This is a genomic window from Halomonas zincidurans B6 (assembly GCF_000731955.1).
Lineage (GTDB): Bacteria > Pseudomonadota > Gammaproteobacteria > Pseudomonadales > Halomonadaceae > Modicisalibacter > Modicisalibacter zincidurans.
In genome coordinates, this window is the sequence record NZ_JNCK01000001.1 from 2,552,242 (window position 1) to 2,570,296 (window position 18,055).

The following is an 18,055-nucleotide window of genomic DNA, read 5'->3' on the forward strand; positions in this document are numbered from 1 at the left end:
CACTAATCTACAAGTCTACAGGCGGTGGCGTTCGATCAACACCCGCGCTTCATCGGCGACCAGCGTTCCTTGCTCTTCCAGCAACGGATCAAGCAGCTCGCGAGCCGCCTCGCGCTCGCCGCGATCGAGACGCTGGCGGGCGTGATCCAATTGCTGTGCGGCGTTGGCGGGCGCCGAACCCGCCGGTGAAGCGTGGTTCGTGGAGCGCTCATTATCCAGATCGAGGGGATCGAATGCCACCTCTTCGACGATCCAGCCACTGGTATCGGTGATCGGCGACGACTCGCCGCGAACCACGGGGTCGACATCGTCGAGGGTGGCATGATCGTCGTCGATCTCCGACAACGAATCGCCGAGTCCCAGCGGATCGTCGGGAAAATCAACCACCGGCTGACCCAGTTCCGGCTCGCGCCGTTCGGGCTCGACGTCGAGACTCGGCGGCCGGTAATCGATGACCCGGCCGTCATCCAGATCCACGCCGCTGGCCACGGCCGCATCGGCCAGCCCCGACAGCGCCTCGCCCTGTGCCTCCTCTTGCAGCTCTTTCTGCACTTCTTCCTGCATCTCGGCATGAGGCCCGACGCGCGGACAAGTCGGCTGAAGCTCGCCGGAGCCCGGCGCACTCGCTGCACTGACGTCGGGCGCCTCGCTCTCGGAGGTGGCAGCCGAGGCTTCGGGCACCAGCCGTGCGAGGATCTCGCGCGCCTCGGCACGCTGCTGTGCGTCGCCGCGGGCATCGAGATAGGCGGCTTCCTGTTCGGCCGCGTCGTGATCGCCCAGCGCCACGCAGGCAGTAAGCAGCTTGAGACGCAGGTCGTGACGTTGGGGATCGGCGGCGAGGCTCTGTACCAGGCGCTCGCGAGCCTGGTCGTAACGGCCATAGGCGAGATAGATCTCGGCTTCGCTGATGGTTTCCGCTTCGGGGGCCGAGTCGAGCGGCGAGCCTGTCGGCGACGGCTCGGGCGGGGTCGCGGAAACCGCCGAGGCGGGCTCGGACGGCATCTGGCGAGCAGTCGGCGTCTCGACCATCGATGGCTCGTTGCGCCCCGGCGCTCCCCCACCCATGCCACCCATGCCACCCATGGCGGTATAACCCGAGGCCGAGTCGGTGGCCTCCTCGGCGCGCCGGGAACGCCGCCGCACAACCGCCCACAGCGCCAGCAGCAGCGCCAGTGCCGCGCCGGCCAGCAGCATCAGATTCTCGTTGAACCAACGCCAGGCAGCCTGACCGAACGATTCGGCGGACGGCTTTTCAGCCTGAACCCGTGGCATGGGCTCCGCCACCGGCTGAGCGCGGACGGTGGCCTGTCGAATCGCCACCAGCCCTTCCAGCTGCGCACGCAGGCCCTGGATATCCTCACGCAGCGTGCCGACCTGGCCGGCCAACTGGTCGCGTTGCTCGTTTGCCTGGGCCAGAGCCTGGCGGGTGTCGTCGAGCTGCGTCTCGAACTCGGCCAGCCGTTCGCGGGCCTCGACCGGCAGCACCGCCGGGGCCGCATCGGCCTCGCCCGAAACCTGCGGCGCGTCGAGCACGGTGTCGTTGAGCAAGGTCAGCCGCGATTGGCCGTCTTCCGGGCCATCCCCGCCAGTTGCCGCTGCCTCGGGCCTGGTGGCCTCCTCGCCCGCCGTCGCCGGCCGCTGATCGGTCTCGCCGCCGCGCTGGGCCTGCCATTGGCGATTCTGGGCCCGAACGCGCTGACCGGCATTCTCGCCGCTGGCGAGAATCGCCTGACGGTCGGGCACGTCGAGCGTCGCGCCGGCGCTCAACCGGTTGATGTTGCCGCCGGGAAACGCCTCGGGGTTGGCCCGCTGCAGGGCCAGCATCATGCGCTCGATGCTCACCCCTTCGGGGCGCACGCGATCGGCCAGTACCCACAGCGTGTCGCCGCTGGCGACCCGGATCTGCCCGGGCGCGGTGGGCTCGCGAGGCGCGAGCGTCGGCGGCGCTGACGATTCGTCCGCTTGCGCCTGGCGCAGCGGGCGAGTCGTTCCCGGTTGCAACGCCGGCATCTGCGCGTAGCCCGGCGGGTCGAGCAGCAGGTTGACCTCCTGGCGCTGCTGGCCGCCGGGCCACTCCAGCGTCAGCAGCAGGCTGAGATAGGGCTCGCGCACGGCCTGGGAAGTGCTCAGCACCACCGTCAAGCCACCGGACTCGCGGGCGATCGTGGCATTGACGCTTTCCACCAGCGAGGTGCGCGGGATGCCGGCCCGGGCGAAGGCATCGGCGGTGGAAAGACGCGCCTTGATCAGCCCCGGATCGAGCTCGCCGATATCGGTGAGCGGCAACCTGGCCTGCAACGGCGCACCAAGAGTGGATTCGACCCGGGGTGCCGCCAGCCCCAGGGCCAACGCCATGGGGCTGGCCGTCAGCAACGACAACAGCGTGCCCCAGGATAATGTGCGTCTCATCGATGCTCCCCGCGCCAGGCGCCGCGCCACCTCCGCATGAGAGGTAACGTCATTTGTTTGTCTCAATTACCGCTCATTCTTAATTACCATAAATTTGCCCAATGCGGCAGAACATGGGGCAAACGGCAGCACGATCCACCCGCTTTCAACGCAACGACGCCTCCCGAAGGGGGCGTCGCGGTACGGTTCACCAAGCAACGCTAGCTTAGCGTTCGCGCAGAATCGCCAGCATCCGCTTGAGCGGTTCGGCGGCCCCCCACAGCAGCTGGTCGCCCACCGAGAAGGCGGTCAGGTACTCACCGCCCATCGCCAGCTTGCGCAGGCGCCCTACCGGCACGTTCATGGTGCCGGTGACCGCTGCCGGCGTCAGCTCGCGCAGGGTGGCTTGCTTGTCGTTGGGCACGACCTTGACCCAGTCGTTGTGCTTGGCGATGTGATCCTCTATCTCGTCTATCGGCACATCGCGCTTCAATTTGATCGTGAATGCCTGGCTATGCGAGCGCATCGCGCCGATCCGCACGCACAGACCGTCGATGGGGATCGGGTTGGCGCCGTGGCCGAGAATCTTGTTGGTCTCGACGCCGCCCTTCCACTCTTCCTTGCTCTGGCCGTTGTCCATCGCCTTGTCGATCCACGGCAGCAGGCCGCCGGCCAGCGGCGCGCCGAAGTTCTCGATCGGGAAATCGTCGCCGCGCATCGCCGCGGAGACCTTGCGATCGATGTCGAGGATCGCGCTGGCGGGATCGTCGAGCTCGTGCTGAACGCTGTCGCGCAGCGAACCCATCTGGCCGAGCAATTCGCGCATGTGCTTGGCGCCGGAGCCGGAGGCCGCCTGGTAGGTCATCGAGGTCATCCACTCGATCAGGTCGGCCTCGAACAGCCCGCCCAGGCCCATCAGCATCAGGCTGACGGTGCAGTTGCCGCCGACGAAGGTCCGCGTGCCGCGGTCGAGCTGAGCGTCGATCACGTGACGGTTGACCGGGTCGAGCACGATGGTCGCATCGTCGTGCATGCGCAGCGTGCTCGCGGCGTCGAGCCAGTAGCCCTTCCAGCCGGACTCGCGCAGCGGTTGGTAGACCTCGCCGGTGTAATCGCCGCCCTGGCAGGTGACGATGACGTCGAGCGCCTTGAGCGCGTCGAGATCGAAGGCGTCCTTGAGCGGCGGAACCTCGACGCCCACGTCGGGGCCCGGCTTGCCGACCTGCGACGTGGTGAAGAACACCGGCTCGATGCCGGTGAAGTCATCGGTCTCGCGCATGCGATGCATGAGCACGGAGCCGACCATGCCCCGCCATCCCACAAATCCGACTTTCAACATGAAAACGGTCCTCCTCGTGTTCGGTAACTTATGTTCGGTGACTTATGTGCGGTGACTGACCCGGGATTCCGGACAAAACGCTGGGCGAGCAGGCTTCATTCTAACAAATCGGCCCGACGCCCGCTTCGCCGGGGCGATCGCGTCCGGTTAGCCTGGTGATCGACTAGCCTTCGTGAAAGGCCGTCACCACGGCGTCGCCCATCTCGGCGGTGGTCACCTGACGCGTGCCCGGGTAGGCGATGTCGGCAGTGCGCAGGCCCTGGTCGAGCACCCGCCCCACGGCACGCTCGATACGCAACGCCAGGGCGTTCTCGTCGAGGCTGTAGCGCAGCAGCATGGCCACCGAGAGGATCGTCGCCAGCGGGTTGGCCAGCCCCTGGCCGGCGATGTCCGGCGCGCTGCCGTGGCACGGTTCGTACATGCCCTGGCCATGCTCGTTGAGCGACGCCGAGGGCAGCATGCCGATCGAGCCGGTGAGCATCGCCGCGGCATCGGAGAGGATGTCGCCGAACATGTTGCCGGTGACGATCACGTCGAACTGCTTCGGCGCGCGCACCAGCTGCATGGCGGCGTTGTCGACGTACATGTGCGAGAGCTCGACGTCGGGATACTCCGGCGCCAGACGATTGATCACCTCGCGCCACAGCATGGTGACCTCGAGCACGTTGGCCTTGTCGACGCTGCACAGCTTGTTGCCGCGCTTGCCGGCCATCTCGAAGGCCACCCGGCCGATGCGCTCGATCTCGGCCTCGGAATAGACGTAGGTATTGAAGCCCACGCGCTGGCCGTCACGTTCCTCGATGCCGCGCGGCTGACCGAAATAGATGCCGCCGGTGAGTTCGCGCACGATCATGATGTCGAGCCCCGAGACGATCTCGGGCTTGAGGCTCGAGGCCTCGGCGAGCTGCGGGTAGAGAATCGCCGGGCGCAGGTTGCCGAACAGGTTGAGCTCCTTGCGCAGGCCCAGCAGGCCCTGCTCGGGGCGCTTGCCGATATCTTCCAGGCCATCCCACTTGGGGCCGCCGACGGCGCCCAGCAGCACCGCGTCGGCGGTCCTGGCCTTGTCGAGAGTCGCCGCCGGTAGCGGCGCGCCGAAGGCGTCGTAGCCGGCGCCGCCGACCAGCCCCTCTTCGAGGGTCACATCGAGGCCCTGCACGCGGCAGACATCGAGCACCTTGACCGCCTCGGCGGTGATTTCCGGGCCGATGCCATCGCCCGGCAGAACGAGAATCTTGCGACTCATGAGCGTTTCCTAGCGTGCCCGGCGCTTCGCGAGCCCGGGCGTTCGTGAAAGAGGCGCTGTCCCTGCGCGACCGCCATGGCGGTGTCCTAGGACCTGTTGACGTTTCGGCGCGAGCCGCGTTGCTGCGCCAAAGGGCGCCAGGCAAGGCGCGGGGCGCAGGCAATGGTTGTTCCCTTGCCAAGGCCCGCAACGCCGCATGGCGTCCTTTGACGCGCAACCCGAAGGGACGGGGTCCATTGGGTGCAGCACTGCGTTGCTCGTCGCTCATTGGGAATAACCCAACCATGCTCCTCACGCCTTGTTCTGCACCCAATGGACCTCCGTCGCGACCGCGACGAAACGTCAACAGGCCCTAAGTGCGTCCAGCGTTGTGGTTATGTGCCGTCGTGCGGCGCGACAAGAGTCAGCCCGCCTGGCGAAACAGCCACGGCCGCTCGGCGCGATGACGCTGCTCGAAGTCGCGGATCGCGTCCTCGTGCTCGAGCGTCAGGCCGATGTCGTCGAGGCCGTTGAGCAGGCAATGCTTGCGGAAGGCATCGACCTCGAAGTGCAGCACCTCGCCGTCCGGCGTGGTGACGCTCTGTGCCTCGAGATCGACGGCCAGTCGATAGCCTTCGTTGGCTTCGACGGCCCGGAACAGCCGCTCGACGGTGGCTTCGTCGAGAGGAATCAACAGGATGCCGTTCTTGAAGGCGTTGTTGTAGAAGATGTCGGCGAAGCTCGGCGCGATGACCACCCGGAAGCCGAAGTCCTCGAGCGCCCAGGGCGCGTGCTCGCGGGAGCTGCCGCAACCGAAGTTGCGTCGGGCGAGCAGCACGCTGGCGCCCTGATAGCGCGACTGGTTGAGGACGAACTCCGGATTGAGCGGGCGCTGGCTCGCATCCTGACCCGGGTAGCCCTCGTCCAGGTAGCGCAGCTCGTCGAACAGGTTGGGGCCGAAACCGGTGCGCTTGATCGACTTGAGAAACTGCTTGGGAATGATCAGGTCGGTATCGACGTTGGCGCGATCGAGCGGCGCCACCAGGCCCTGGTGCTGTTTCAGTGCGTGCATGGTTCAGGCCTCCTGCGGCTGGGCGTGGAATTCGCGAACGTCGACGAAATGCCCGGCCAACGCGGCGGCGGCGGCCATCGCCGGGCTGACCAGATGGGTGCGCCCGCCGTAGCCCTGGCGGCCCTCGAAGTTGCGGTTCGAGGTCGAGGCGCAATGTTCGCCGGACTCGAGCTTGTCGGCGTTCATTGCCAGGCACATCGAGCAGCCCGGCTCGCGCCACTCGAAGCCGGCCTCGATGAAGATCCTGTCGAGCCCCTCGGCCTCGGCCTGGCGCTTGACCAGTCCCGATCCCGGCACGACCATCGCCAGCTTGATCGAATCGGCCACCTTGCCGCCGCGCGCCACACGGGCCGCCTCGCGCAGGTCCTCGATGCGCGAGTTGGTGCACGAGCCGATGAATACCTTGTCGAGGCGGATGTCGGCGATCTTCTGGCGCGGCGCCAGGCCCATGTAGGTCAATGCGCGGCGAATGCCGCCCTGCACGGTCTCGTCGGCCTCGGCGTCGGGGTCGGGGACCGTTCCGGTGATCGCCGCGACCATCTCGGGACTGGTGCCCCAGGTGACCTGCGGCGCGATTTCGGCGGCGTCGAGCATCACCTCCTTGTCGAACACCGCATCGTCGTCCGAGACCAGCGTGCGCCAGTCGGCCACCGCGGCGTCCCAGAGCTCGCCCGCGGGGGCGTAAGGACGCTTGCGCAGGTAGTCGATGGTAGTGTCGTCGACGCCCACCAGGCCGACCCGAGCGCCGGCCTCGATGGCCATGTTGCAGATGGTCATGCGGCCTTCCATCGACAACTCGCGGATCGCGCTGCCGGCGAACTCGATGGCGTAGCCGGTGCCGCCGGCGGTACCGATGCGCCCGATCACCGCGAGCACGATGTCCTTGGCGGTGACGCCGGTGCCCAACTGGCCCTCGACGCGCACCCGCAGGTTGTTCATCTTCTGCGCCAGCAGGCACTGGGTGGCCAGCACGTGCTCCACCTCGGAGGTGCCGATACCATGGGCCAGCGCCGCGAAGGCGCCGTGGGTGGCAGTGTGCGAATCGCCGCAGACCACCGTCATCCCCGGCAGCGTGGCGCCCTGCTCGGGGCCGACCACATGGACGATGCCCTGGCGGGCGTCGTTGATGCGGAACTCCTCGATGCCGAACGCCTCGCAGTTGTCGTCGAGGGTCTGGACCTGGATCAGCGACACCGGGTCCTTGATGCCGGCGTTGCCTTCGGCACGCTCGAGCAGCGTAGTCGGCACGTTGTGATCCGGCGTCGCCAGATTGGCGTCCAGCCGCCATGGCTTGCGCTTGGCCAGGCGCAGCCCCTCGAAGGCCTGCGGCGAGGTCACCTCGTGCAGCAGGTGACGATCGATGTAGATCAGCGCGCTGCCGTCGTCGCGCTGCTTGACCAGGTGCTGCGACCACAACTTGTCGTAAAGGGTCTGGCCTGCCATGGGTCTCCTCCAGCGTGCTCTTCGAGCCCGGGCGCCGCGGCGCCGTTAGTCGATCTGTTTGTCAGTCGGTCCTGATTCTGAGTAGCGGCACTCTTGCTTGATCTATTTCATGTACTTCACGGGGGCGGTGCCTTGCTGTACCCAAGGTTAATGGCCCCTTACCCATGAATGCAATTCATGTTATTTATTCCTTGAATTCCAAAATGGAATGGTGGCATGGATACTCAGAGTCTGCAGGCATTCGTCGCCGTGGCCGATCACGGCTCCTTCTCGCTGGCCGCCGAGACGCTCTACCTGACCCAGCCGGCAGTCAGCAAGCGCATTGCCACCCTCGAGGATCAGCTCGGCGTGCGGCTGTTCGATCGCATCGCCCGCCGCGTCTCGCTGACCGAGGCCGGCCGACTGCTGCTGCCGCGAGCGCGCGAGATCCTGGTGATGGTCGACGACAGCCGCCGCGCCCTGGCCAACCTGGCCGGCGACGTCGGCGGCAGCCTGACCATGGCCACCAGCCATCACATCGGCCTGCATCGCCTGCCGCCGCTGCTCAAGGCGTATACCCAGGCGCACCCCGACGTGCGCATGGACATGCGCTTTCTCGACTCGGAGCAGGCTTATCAAGGGGTGCTGGACGGCGAACTGGAGATTGCGGTGGTGACGCTGGCGCCGTCGCCGGATCCGCAGCTCACGGTGGTACCGGTATGGGTCGATCAGTTGCGCTTCGTGTGCGGCAACGATCATCCGCTCGCCGGGCAGCGCACGCTCTCGCTAGCGGCGCTGACCGGCTTCGATGCGGTGCTCCCGGGTCACCTGACCTTCACCCGCGGGATCGTGGTCGAGACCTTCGCCCGCGAGGGGCTCAAGGTCGACGTGGCGCTGTCCACCAACTATCTCGAGACCCTCAAGATGATGGTGGCCATCGGGCTGGGCTGGAGCGTGTTGCCGGAATCGCTGATCGATGACGAGGTCACCGTGCTGCCGATCGCGCACCGGCCGATCGAGCGCCCGCTGGGCTACATCGCGCACAAGAGCCGCACACTGTCCAACGCCGCCCGCTCGATGCTGGCCCTGCTCGACGAGGCGGCCGGAAGCTGATCCGGCTCGCCCGGTCACTGCGTTGCCTGGCCGAGTTCGGCGCCGCTGGATTCGGCGACGGCGTCCTCGTCGTGGGCCTCGGCGTCCGCGAGCATTCCCAGCACCTGGGGGATCGACTGGCGCACGTAACGCCCCGGCGCCGGCTCGATCGGCTTCAGCTCGCCATCGCCCGGATTCCGCGCGGGTACTTTCTTGCTGGCATTGGCATACCCGTTGTCGACCATCCACGCCTGCCAGTGCGGCCACCAGGAACCCTCGTTGTGGGTAGCGCCGGCGAACCATTCCTCGGGGGTCGGCGGAAGCTCGTCGTTGGTCCAGTAGCCATACTTGTTCTTGTGCGGCGGATTGACGATGCCGGCGATGTGCCCCGAGCCGCCCAGCACGAAGGTCACCGGCCCCTTGGGATATTGCGTGCCGTAGTAGGTCGAGTTCCACTTGGCGATATGATCGTCGCGCGCCGAAACGAAATAGCTCGGCGTGGAGATCTTGCGCAGGTCGATCCTGACGCCATCGAGCTCGATGCCACCCGGCTCGACCAGGCGGTTTTCCAGGTACATGGTGCGCAGGTACCAGCCGTGGGTCGCCGCCGTCAGGTTGGTGCCGTCGGTATTCCAGTACAGCAGGTCGAACGCCGCCGGCGTCTCGCCCTTGAGATAATTGTTGACAAAGAACGACCAGAACAGGTCGTTCTCGCGCAGCAGGTTGAAGGAGAACGCCATGACCCGGCCGTCGAGATAGCCATCGGCCTCGAGCTGGCGTTCAAGGCCCTGCAGTATCGGCTCGTTGATGAACACGCCGATCTCGCCGGGATCACGAAAATCCTGCAGCGTCGCCAGGTAGCTGACCGAGCGCACCTTGCGCGCCCGCCGGGTGCTGGTCAGGTAGGCCACCGTCGAGGCGGCGAGCGTGCCGCCCACACAGTAGCTCATGAGGTTCACCGATTTCTCGCCGCAGGCCTGCTCGATCGCGCCCATGGCGGCGATCGGCCCCAACTGCATGTAATCGGCCCAGGTCAGGTCGCGCTGCTCGGGGCCGGGATTGCGCCACGAGATCAAAAACACCGTATGGCCCTGATCGACCAGCCAGCGCATCAGCGAGTTGTCCGAGCGCAGATCGAGTATGTAGTACTTGTTGATCCACGGCGGAACCACCAGCAGCGGCGTCTTGAACACCTGCTCGGTGGTCGGCGCGTACTGGATCAACTGGATCAGTTCGTTCTCGTAGATCACGTCGCCGGGAGTGACGGCGATGTTCTCGCCGATATGAAAGGCCTCGCGATCGGTCATCGCCACGTTGAGCCCTTCGGCGGAATTGGCCAGGTCATCGCGCAGCCGCTTGAGTCCGTCGACCAGGTTCTGGCCCTGGGTCTCGCGGGTGATGCGCATCACCTCGGGGTTGGTGGTGACGAAATTGCTCGGCGACATGGCGCTGACATATTGTCGGGCGTAGAACGCCAGGTTCTGCTGCTGTTTGTCGTCGAGAGCGTCGACGCTCTCGACCAGCGACTCGACCCACTGGGCGAAAACCAGGTATTGCTGAAGCACGAAGCGATAGAAGGGATCCTGCCGCCAGGCGTCATCCTTGAAGCGACGATCCTTGGGGTCGGGCTCGACGACCAGCCGCCCGGTATCGCCATCGCCGGCCAAATCCCGCATGGCCTGCTGCCAGATCTGCCACTGCGCCTCGGCAGCATGCAGCTGTGCCTGATAGAGCGCTTCGGGCCTGCCGGCCAACGCTTCGGCGCCAGCACGAACGCTCTGCTGCATGTCCGCGTAGATGGCGGAGGCAGCCTCGCTCGGCCAGATCCGCTCGATCATCTCTCCCATCAGAGTCTGGTATTCCAAGCCGATCGCTTCCAACTGAGCCGTCAGCTGCGGGTCGGCCAATGCCTTCCACTCACTCGGCCACTCTCCACTCGACCACTCTGATGCCATGCAACCTCCTCGGGATTCTGTACGGCGTTTCTATAATGCTCATCGCCAGCGACGGGACGCGCATTGGTCGCCGATGCCGGCGAAGGACGCAGAGCCGACCGGTTGACGACAACGCCCACCAGGCTCGAACAAGCGGGCCGGGTACGAAACCCGGCCCGCTTGCAGCGTCAGCTGGACTTGCGTGACGAGCTGCTGCTGGAACTGCTGGAGGAGCCGGTAGCGGTCGACTTGGCGGATGCCGATTCGGTAGCCGACTTGGCCGACTCGCTCGCCGCCTTGGCGGTCTGGTTGGCCTGATCGGCGGCCTTCTGGCCGGCTTCGCTGAGGCTCTGTTCCAGTTCGTTCCTGAACGACATGCTCAACTCGGTCATGGCCCGCGCATCTTCGATCATCTGCTGGGAGAGCTCGTTCATCAGCTCGGCCTGGCGCGTCGTGAAGTCGCGCAGGTCATCGGCGCTCTGGATCTCCGAGGCGGCGCGCATGCGCTCGGTACCCATCTGAGTGTAGCGCTTCATCGACTCGAGCTGGTACTGGGTCATCTTTTCCATGTTATCCAGCATCATGCCGTTGATCTTGCGCATCGGCTCGAAGAAGCTCTTGGCCTGGTCGGCAAAGCTATTGAACATCTTGTCTTGCTGCATCTCGAATCCCTCCTGGAGGAACGGCGTAGACAGGTTGGCGCGGCTATAGAGCACAGGTCGTATGCTGCGCCGCACAAAGCGTAGCCGGCCACATGCCAACTTGCAATAGACCTACGCTCACGACTTGCGGTTCTGCCGCGAGCTCGCCGACGCAGTGGCGGAAGAGCGATTGGCCGAACCGCCCGCCTTGTCGTCGGTTGACGCCTTCTCGGCGGAAGACGGGCTGCCCGCCTTGCGCAACATATCCAGCATCATCTGCTGGTAATTGCCGAAGTGGGTCATGCCCTGAGTCATGCCCTGCTGCAGGAAGGGCTGCATCAGATTCCACGGGTCGTAACCTTCGACGCCGGCTTCCATCTGCTGCTGAATGCGCGACATCATCTCGCGCTGAAAGGCATCGACATCGGGCAACCCCAGCGCCTGACGAAACTCGGCCGGGGTCATGTCGAATTCGACGTTTATCTTCATGGCAGGACTCAAGTCGGAACGTGTCGATTTGAGTGTAGCAGGCAATCCGCCGTCGCCGGTCGGCAAAAGCAGTGCCAGGAAGTCGGGGCAATGAACGGCCATGGATAGCCAGGCGCCGGTGAGCACCGACGCATGGCCCGGTCAGCTCAGCTCAAGCGCGGCGTCGCCACCGAGACGCCGGTATTCTGGGCGCGATGGCGCAGCAGATGATCCATCAAAGTCAGCGCCATCATCGCTTCGGCAATCGGCGTGGCGCGAATGCCCACGCAGGGATCGTGACGGCCCTTGGTGACGACCTCGACGGGGTTGCCGTGAGTGTCGATCGAACGCCCCGGCCGGGTGATGCTCGAGGTCGGCTTGAGCGCCAGATGCGCGATCAATGCCTGGCCCGAGCTGATTCCCCCGAGCACGCCGCCGGCGTGATTGGAAAGGAAGCCCTCGGGCGTCATCTCGTCGCGATGTTCGCTGCCGCGCTGGGCGATGGCGGCGAAACCGTCGCCGATCTCCACGCCCTTGACCGCGTTGATGCTCATCAGGCCATGCGCCAGCTCGGCATCCAGGCGGTCGAAGACCGGCTCGCCCAGGCCCACCGGCATACCCTCGGCGACCACGCTGATCCTGGCGCCGACCGAATCCTGATCGCGGCGCAGCTGATCCATGAACGCCTCGAGCTCGGGCAGCTTGGCCGGGTCGGGACAGAAGAAGGGATTGTCGTCGACGCCGTCCCAGGACTTGAAGTCGATGACGATCCGGCCGAGCTGACTCATGTAGCCGCGCACCACGATGCCCTGGCTGGCCAGGTACTTTTTGGCGATCGCCCCGGCGGCGACCCGCATCGCGGTCTCGCGGGCACTCGAGCGGCCGCCGCCGCGATAGTCGCGACGGCCGTACTTGTGGTGATAGGTATAGTCGGCATGCGCCGGACGGAACTGGTCCTTGATGTTCGAGTAGTCCTTGGAGCGCTGATCGGTATTCTCGATCATCAGACCGATCGGCGTGCCGGTGGTCTCGCCTTCGAACACCCCCGAGAGGATGCGTACCTGATCGGGCTCGCGGCGCTGAGTGGTATGCCGCGACGAGCCCGGACGCCGACGGTCGAGATCGCGCTGCAGGTCGGCTTCGCTCAAGGCCAGCCCCGGCGGGCAGCCGTCGACGATGGCGCCCAGCGCCGGGCCATGGCTCTCGCCGAAGGTGGTTACGGTGAACAGCTTGCCGAAGGTGTTGCCGGACATGCAGCGATCCTCGAAATGGAGTCGGGCGAAACGGAATCAGACGAAACGGGCGGCATGCTCATCGAGCTCGCCGGCGGTCAGCGCGAACACACCGTGACCGCCGCGCTCGAATTCCAGCCACAGGAACGGCACCTCGGGGTAGGCGGCTTCCAGATGACGATCGGAGTTGCCGACCTCGACGATCAGCACGCCGTCGTCGTTGAGGTGCCCGCGCGCCTCGCGCAGCAGGCGACGCACGATGTCCAGACCGTCGGCCCCGGCGCCCAGCGCCACGGCCGGCTCGTGACGGAACTCGGCGGGCATGCCCGCCAGATCGCGGGCATCGACATAGGGCGGATTGACGACGATCAGGTCATAGCGCCGGCCTTCGAGGCCATCGAACAGGTCGGAGAGTACCGCCCTGACGCGATCGCCGACCTCGTGACGGGTGATATTGATCTTGGCCACCGCCAGCGCCTCGGCGCTGACATCGGCCAGGTCGACCTCGGCGGTGGGCATGTACAGCGCGCTGGCGATGCCGATGCAGCCCGAGCCGGTGCACAGATCGAGGATGCGCGCCGGCGGCGTCTCGGGGAACCAGGCGGCGAAGTCGTGCTCGATCAGCTCGGCGATCGGCGAGCGCGGAATCAGCACCCGCTCGTCGACGGTGAACGGCTGACCGGCGAAGAACGCCTCGCCGAGCAGGTAGGGCAAGGGTTTTCGGGTCTCGATGCGCGCCCGTACCAGCGCGACGATCCGCTTGCGCTCGATGTCGAGCAGCCGCGCGTCGAGCACTGCCGGGTCGACGTCCCAGGGCAGGTGCAGCGCACCGAGCGTGAGCGCCACCGCCTCGTCCCAGGCGCTCGCCGTGCCATGCCCGAAGTGCAGGCGTTGCACATGAAATTCGCTGGTCGCCCAGCGCAGGCAGTCGCGCAGCGTATAAAGCTGCGCGGCGAGTTGCGCATCGTCGAGCGTCAGGGTGGTATCGGCCGAGCGGATTGCGGCCGGCGGGCCTTCGCCCGGATTGGGGGAGGCGTTACGGGGAGCGGTCACGCGTCGTCCTGTGCTGGTACTGGGTAAGGCTGGTTGACGACGATTGTACCTGCCCCGCGCCGCGCTTCACAGTCGCGCCTCAGCCGCTATACTGGGCGCTCGCTTCGCCCCATCACCCGCCATTGGAGAGAGTGTCGCATGAGCCGTCGGCGCAGCCCGCCCGAGGAGGAGGTCGCGCTGTTTCGCCAGGCCCTGAAGGAAGCCGGCGTGCAGCGCCTGATCAGCGATCGCGCCGACCCCGGCAAGCCGCGGCGCGACGACACCCAACGCTTGGCGGCGAGACGCGAAGCAGCTATCTCGGCGGCGGCCGACGCCCCGCAAAGCCGTACCAGCGACGGGCGCGTCGAACCGGTTCGCCCGAGTACGCCGCTGGATTTCGCCGTCGCCGATCTCCCCTACCGCACCCACAGCGCCCTCAAGCGCGGCCAGATCGACTGGCAGGCCGGGCTCGACCTGCATGGCTACACCCTCGACGAAGCCCGCGAGCAGCTCGAACGTTTCCTCCACGACGCACGCGCCGATCGGTTGCGCTGCGTGCTGGTGGTGCATGGCAAGGCCTGGAGCGGAATGGCCGACTACCCGGTGATCAAGAGTCACGTCAATGCCTGGCTGCGCGAGTGGCCCAGCGTACTGGCGTTCTGCTCGGCACGCGACGCCGACGGCGGCACCGGCGCGGTCTACGTGCTGCTGCGCCGGCGCGGCAAGGAGCTCTGAGCCCGCCGCCGGTACTCACGACTATCTATTGCTTATTTCGCTTGTTGCGCGCGTTCGGCACGCCTGCGGGACTCGCCTTCTCGGCCGGAGCCGTCGAAGGCTCGTGCGTCACGCTCGGATGACGTCGCGCTTCGAGCGCTTCGCCGGTCGCCACCGTCAGGTCGCGCTTGCCCTCGTAACGGTCCAGGGCCTGGGCGGCCAGATGACGGCCCAGACAGATCAACGCCTCGGCACGATGAAACTCGTAGGCGCTGCATACCGTCTTGGGAATCTCGACCAGTACGTCCGGCGGATAGCCGGCGATCTTGTACTTGGCCAACGCCGCCTGGGTGATCTCGAACGAGGTCAGCATGATGTCGAGCTTGCTCCAGGCACGCTCGGCGGCGCGGGTGCCGCCTTGGTTTTCACTGGCGTTCTCGCTGGCCGGCTCGTTGTCGTTGACGAACAGGCGCTGGGCGCGGCTGCGCATACCGTTGAGCCAGAACGAGAGGCCCTGCCCTCTAGCATCGCGCTCGGCTTCGCGCTGCTGCTCCTCGGCGGCCTCGGCGGGCGGCAGCAGTTCTTCCAGGGTCACCGGCTTGTGGGTCTGGGCAGTGGCATTGACCGCCAGGATCAGGTCGGCCTGGGCGGAAACGGTGGGAATGATCGGCAGTGGATTCAGCAAACCGCCGTCGACCAGCACCTGATCACCGATATGCACCGGGGTGATGATGCCGGGCACGGCGATGGAGGCGCGGATCGCCTGCAACAGCGGCCCGCTCTGGAACCATACTTCGCGCTGACGACCGATATCGGTGGCTACCGTGGTCAACGGGATCGGCAGGTCCTCGATCCGGGTATCGCCGACCAGTTTCGAGATGCGCATCATTACCTTGCTGGCGCGCATCGCGCCCATCGGGTTCCAGGTCACGTCGACCAGCCGCAGGACGTCGAAATAGTCGAGCTGGGTGACCCAGTCGCGATAGCCCTGGAGCTCGCCGGCAGCATACACGCCGCCGATCACCGCCCCCATCGAGCAGCCGGCGATCGCCACCACGTCGTAGCCGCGCGCCTCGAGCTCCTCGATGACACCGATGTGCGCATAGCCCCGGGCGCCTCCGCTGCCCAGTACCAGCGCGACCCGCTTGCTCATGACCGCCCCCTTCAGGCTCTTTCGGCGCTGTCGGCCGTGTTCGGTTCCTCGCTGTACGCACCGATCGCCGCGGCCACCGCGACCACCGCATCCGGCTCGAGATGCAGATGGTGCCCGCCGGGGAGCACGCGACGCTCGAGTGTGATCAGCGCCTGCCGGGCGCGGCGGGCGAAGCTGCGCTCGCCGAGGATGCCCTGCTCGCCCTCGATCAGCAGGGTCGGTGCCTGGATGGCCCCGAGCAGCGCCAGAGTCTGCTCGGGGCAAAAGCGTACCAGCGAAGGACGCAGCAGCCGGCCATCGGTGCGCAACCGGCAGCCACCCTGGGCATCCCGCTCCACGTTGCGCGCCACCAGCGGTTCGGCGGTCGCCGTGTCGATGGGCGTCACCCCACCGCCGACCCGCGCGGCGATGGCGCTCTCGATGTCGGCATAGCGGGGCGACGAGGAGGGCCGCCGCCGCTGGGCGACCAGCCCCTTGCGCAGTTGCGCCGCGGTGTCCTCGCTGGGCGTGGTCAACGTACCCAAGCCATCGATCAGCACCAGGCGTTCGACCCGCTCGGGCATGGCCGCGGCCACCAGGCAGGCGACCCCGGCGCCCATCGAATGGCCGAGCAGCGTGGCGCGCTCGAGGCCCAGCGAGGCGAGCGTGTCGAGCACGTCGTGGGTATAGTCCCAGATGGCATAGTCGACGCCCGCCGGATAGCGGGCCGAATGACCGTGACCGGCGAAATCGATCGCCACCAGGCGAATGTCCAGCGCCTCGACAAGTCGCGGCGCCAGGCGCGAAAAGCTCGCCGCATTGTCCAGCCAGCCGTGCAGCGCCAACCAGGTCGGCGCGCCGGCCTCGCCCCAGGCCAGCCCGGCCAGCCGGCCATCGGCCAATGAGATCTCCTCGGCTGCTTTCATCGTATTCCCTTCAGCAATTGATCGATGGTGGCGACGAGCGCCTCGCGCGCGGCCTGCGGCGGCTGGGCCTAGCAGGCTAACGGGTTTATCATGCCACAGTTGTCGCGGCCAGCCAGCGCCGCCGTTCCGGCCCATTGTGCCGGCAATCCTGGATTGCCGCCCAGCCCGGGCCCTATCCGACAGGAGCTTCCGTGTCCCGATCTTCCCGCCCCCGTAACACCCGCCTGCGCAACAACCTGTTCTTCGCCACCGTGGTCGCCGCGCTGATCGTCGGCTTCTGGCTGATTCGCTAGGAGCTACCAGCATGAACCTGCTGGATGTCTTCCTGCACACCCTGAACGTCACGCTGCCGGTCTTCGCGATGGTCTTCCTGGGCATTGTGTTCAAGCGCATCGGCTGGATCGACGCGCATTTCATCACCACCGCCTCGATGCTGGTCTTTCGGGCGACCATGCCCACGCTGATCTTCTTGAGCATCCTCCGCGCCGACCTGGACGTCGCCCTGCAGCCCGCGCTGATCGGCTATTTCCTGGGCTTCTCCGTGCTCAGCTTCTTCCTGGCCTGGGGCTGGGCGCAGTGGCGCTGCCCGTTCGAGGATCGCGGCGTCTTCGCCCAGGGTGCGTTTCGCGGCAACTGCGGGATCGTCGGGCTGGCGCTGGCCGCCAGCCAATATGGCGACTACGGCTTGTCGCTCGGCGGGATCATGGTCGGCGGGATCATCCTCATCTACAACGTGCTGTCGGCGGCGGTGCTGGCCTACCACAGCGCCAGCGCCAAGTCCGGCATGTTGGCGATCATCCGCCACGTGACCAAGAATCCGCTGATTCTCAGCGTACTGCTGGCCATTCCCTTCGCCTACTTCGCGATCGACTTGCCCGAGTGGGTAATGGCGTCGGGCAACTATTTCGGCGCCATGTCGTTGCCGCTGGCGCTGGTGTGCATCGGCGGCACGCTGTCGTTCACGTCGGTCAAGCGCAGCAGCAAGCTGGCCCTCGACGCCAGCCTGTGGAAGATAGTCTGGTTGCCGGCACTCGGCGTGCTCGGCGGTTTCGCGCTGGGCTTTCGCGGTGCGGAACTCGGCATCCTGTTTCTGTTTCTCGGCAGTCCCGGCGCCGCCGCCAGTTTCGTCATGACCAAGGCGGTCAACGGCAACGCTCAGCTGTCCGCCAACATCATCGTGATCACCACCTTCGCCTCGCTGTTCACGATCAGCGCCGGCGTGTTCCTCCTCACCGCGCTCGGCTTGATCTGACGCCACCCCTTTACAACGCCTGCAACGCCGCTGCCGTTCATGTGGCGCCTTCGCACCGTTGCATGAACGTCACGTTGGGAGCCGACCGCCGGGCTCTCGCTGCAGTCGCGCATCTTTCATCGAACCGATGACACTCGACCCTCGGCCATGCCCTTCATGCCTGACTAAAGTCGCATCGCCATATGCCGA

At 66.4% G+C, this 18,055-nt stretch carries 15 protein-coding genes; 3 read left to right on the forward strand and 12 right to left on the reverse strand.

From position 1 onward, the window contains the following. Nucleotides 1-15: 15 nt before the first annotated feature. The 5 genes from HALZIN_RS0111955 to leuC all read right to left on the reverse strand — a co-directional run bounded on the left by HALZIN_RS0111955 (nt 16) and on the right by leuC (nt 7,464). Nucleotides 16-2,409, reverse strand: coding sequence for a type IV pilus assembly protein FimV (locus tag HALZIN_RS0111955; RefSeq protein WP_031384441.1), 2,394 nt, complete (start codon nt 2,407-2,409; stop codon nt 16-18). A 205-nt stretch (nt 2,410-2,614) separates the two neighbouring features. Further along, on the reverse strand, nt 2,615-3,727 hold the full coding sequence (gene asd / locus HALZIN_RS0111960) for an aspartate-semialdehyde dehydrogenase (RefSeq protein ID WP_031384442.1): 1,113 nt from the start codon (nt 3,725-3,727) through the stop codon (nt 2,615-2,617). A 163-nt stretch (nt 3,728-3,890) separates the two neighbouring features. After that, nucleotides 3,891-4,970, reverse strand: coding sequence for a 3-isopropylmalate dehydrogenase (leuB, locus tag HALZIN_RS0111965; protein WP_031384443.1), 1,080 nt, complete (start codon nt 4,968-4,970; stop codon nt 3,891-3,893). Nucleotides 4,971-5,373: 403 nt separating this feature from the next. Next, nucleotides 5,374-6,021 carry a 3-isopropylmalate dehydratase small subunit gene (gene leuD, locus HALZIN_RS0111970; protein WP_031384444.1) on the reverse strand — a complete coding sequence of 216 codons (648 nt, stop codon included), beginning with the start codon at nt 6,019-6,021 and terminating at the stop codon, nt 5,374-5,376. A 3-nt stretch (nt 6,022-6,024) separates the two neighbouring features. Further along, on the reverse strand, nt 6,025-7,464 hold the full coding sequence (gene leuC / locus HALZIN_RS0111975) for a 3-isopropylmalate dehydratase large subunit (protein ID WP_031384445.1): 1,440 nt from the start codon (nt 7,462-7,464) through the stop codon (nt 6,025-6,027). A 216-nt stretch (nt 7,465-7,680) separates the two neighbouring features. On the opposite strand from leuC, the gene HALZIN_RS0111980 reads away from it, so the two are divergent. Beyond that, nucleotides 7,681-8,556 (forward strand): LysR family transcriptional regulator, encoded by an 876-nt coding sequence (locus HALZIN_RS0111980; protein ID WP_031384446.1) that lies wholly within the window; start codon nt 7,681-7,683, stop codon nt 8,554-8,556. 14 nt (nt 8,557-8,570) lie between these two features. Here the strand turns inward: HALZIN_RS0111980 and phaC are convergent, their stop codons facing one another. The 5 genes from phaC to prmB all read right to left on the reverse strand — a co-directional run bounded on the left by phaC (nt 8,571) and on the right by prmB (nt 13,809). Then, complete coding sequence (gene phaC / locus HALZIN_RS0111985; protein ID WP_422723646.1) at nt 8,571-10,382, reverse strand: class I poly(R)-hydroxyalkanoic acid synthase; 1,812 nt, start codon at nt 10,380-10,382, stop codon at nt 8,571-8,573. Between the two features lie 275 nt (nt 10,383-10,657). After that, nucleotides 10,658-11,131, reverse strand: a complete 474-nt coding sequence (locus tag HALZIN_RS0111990) for a phasin family protein (RefSeq protein WP_031384448.1) — start codon at nt 11,129-11,131, stop codon at nt 10,658-10,660. Between the two features lie 117 nt (nt 11,132-11,248). Next, nucleotides 11,249-11,599 carry a hypothetical protein gene (locus HALZIN_RS0111995; protein ID WP_031384449.1) on the reverse strand — a complete coding sequence of 117 codons (351 nt, stop codon included), beginning with the start codon at nt 11,597-11,599 and terminating at the stop codon, nt 11,249-11,251. A 146-nt stretch (nt 11,600-11,745) separates the two neighbouring features. Next, on the reverse strand, nt 11,746-12,831 hold the full coding sequence (gene aroC, locus HALZIN_RS0112000; RefSeq protein ID WP_031384450.1) for a chorismate synthase: 1,086 nt from the start codon (nt 12,829-12,831) through the stop codon (nt 11,746-11,748). Nucleotides 12,832-12,867: 36 nt separating this feature from the next. Next, a complete protein-coding gene (gene prmB / locus HALZIN_RS0112005; protein ID WP_031384451.1) occupies nt 12,868-13,809 on the reverse strand; it encodes a 50S ribosomal protein L3 N(5)-glutamine methyltransferase in 942 nt (313 codons plus the stop codon). Nucleotides 13,810-14,001: 192 nt separating this feature from the next. Here prmB and HALZIN_RS0112010 point away from each other — a divergent pair, with 192 nt between their 5' ends. Then, nucleotides 14,002-14,577 carry a Smr/MutS family protein gene (locus HALZIN_RS0112010; RefSeq protein ID WP_031384452.1) on the forward strand — a complete coding sequence of 192 codons (576 nt, stop codon included), beginning with the start codon at nt 14,002-14,004 and terminating at the stop codon, nt 14,575-14,577. Nucleotides 14,578-14,602: 25 nt separating this feature from the next. Here the strand turns inward: HALZIN_RS0112010 and HALZIN_RS0112015 are convergent, their stop codons facing one another. Both HALZIN_RS0112015 and HALZIN_RS0112020 read right to left on the reverse strand, forming a co-directional pair. Beyond that, the gene (locus tag HALZIN_RS0112015) at nt 14,603-15,709 is read right to left on the reverse strand and encodes a patatin-like phospholipase family protein (protein WP_084173556.1); all 1,107 of its coding nucleotides are present in this window, start codon (nt 15,707-15,709) and stop codon (nt 14,603-14,605) included. An 11-nt stretch (nt 15,710-15,720) separates the two neighbouring features. Continuing rightward, a complete protein-coding gene (locus tag HALZIN_RS0112020) occupies nt 15,721-16,614 on the reverse strand; it encodes an alpha/beta fold hydrolase (protein WP_051907498.1) in 894 nt (297 codons plus the stop codon). A gap of 304 nt (nt 16,615-16,918) precedes the next feature. Here HALZIN_RS0112020 and HALZIN_RS0112030 point away from each other — a divergent pair, with 304 nt between their 5' ends. Then, nucleotides 16,919-17,866: an AEC family transporter gene (locus HALZIN_RS0112030; RefSeq protein ID WP_031384455.1), complete on the forward strand. Its 948-nt coding sequence runs from the start codon at nt 16,919-16,921 to the stop codon at nt 17,864-17,866. Nucleotides 17,867-18,055: the final 189 nt, after the last annotated feature.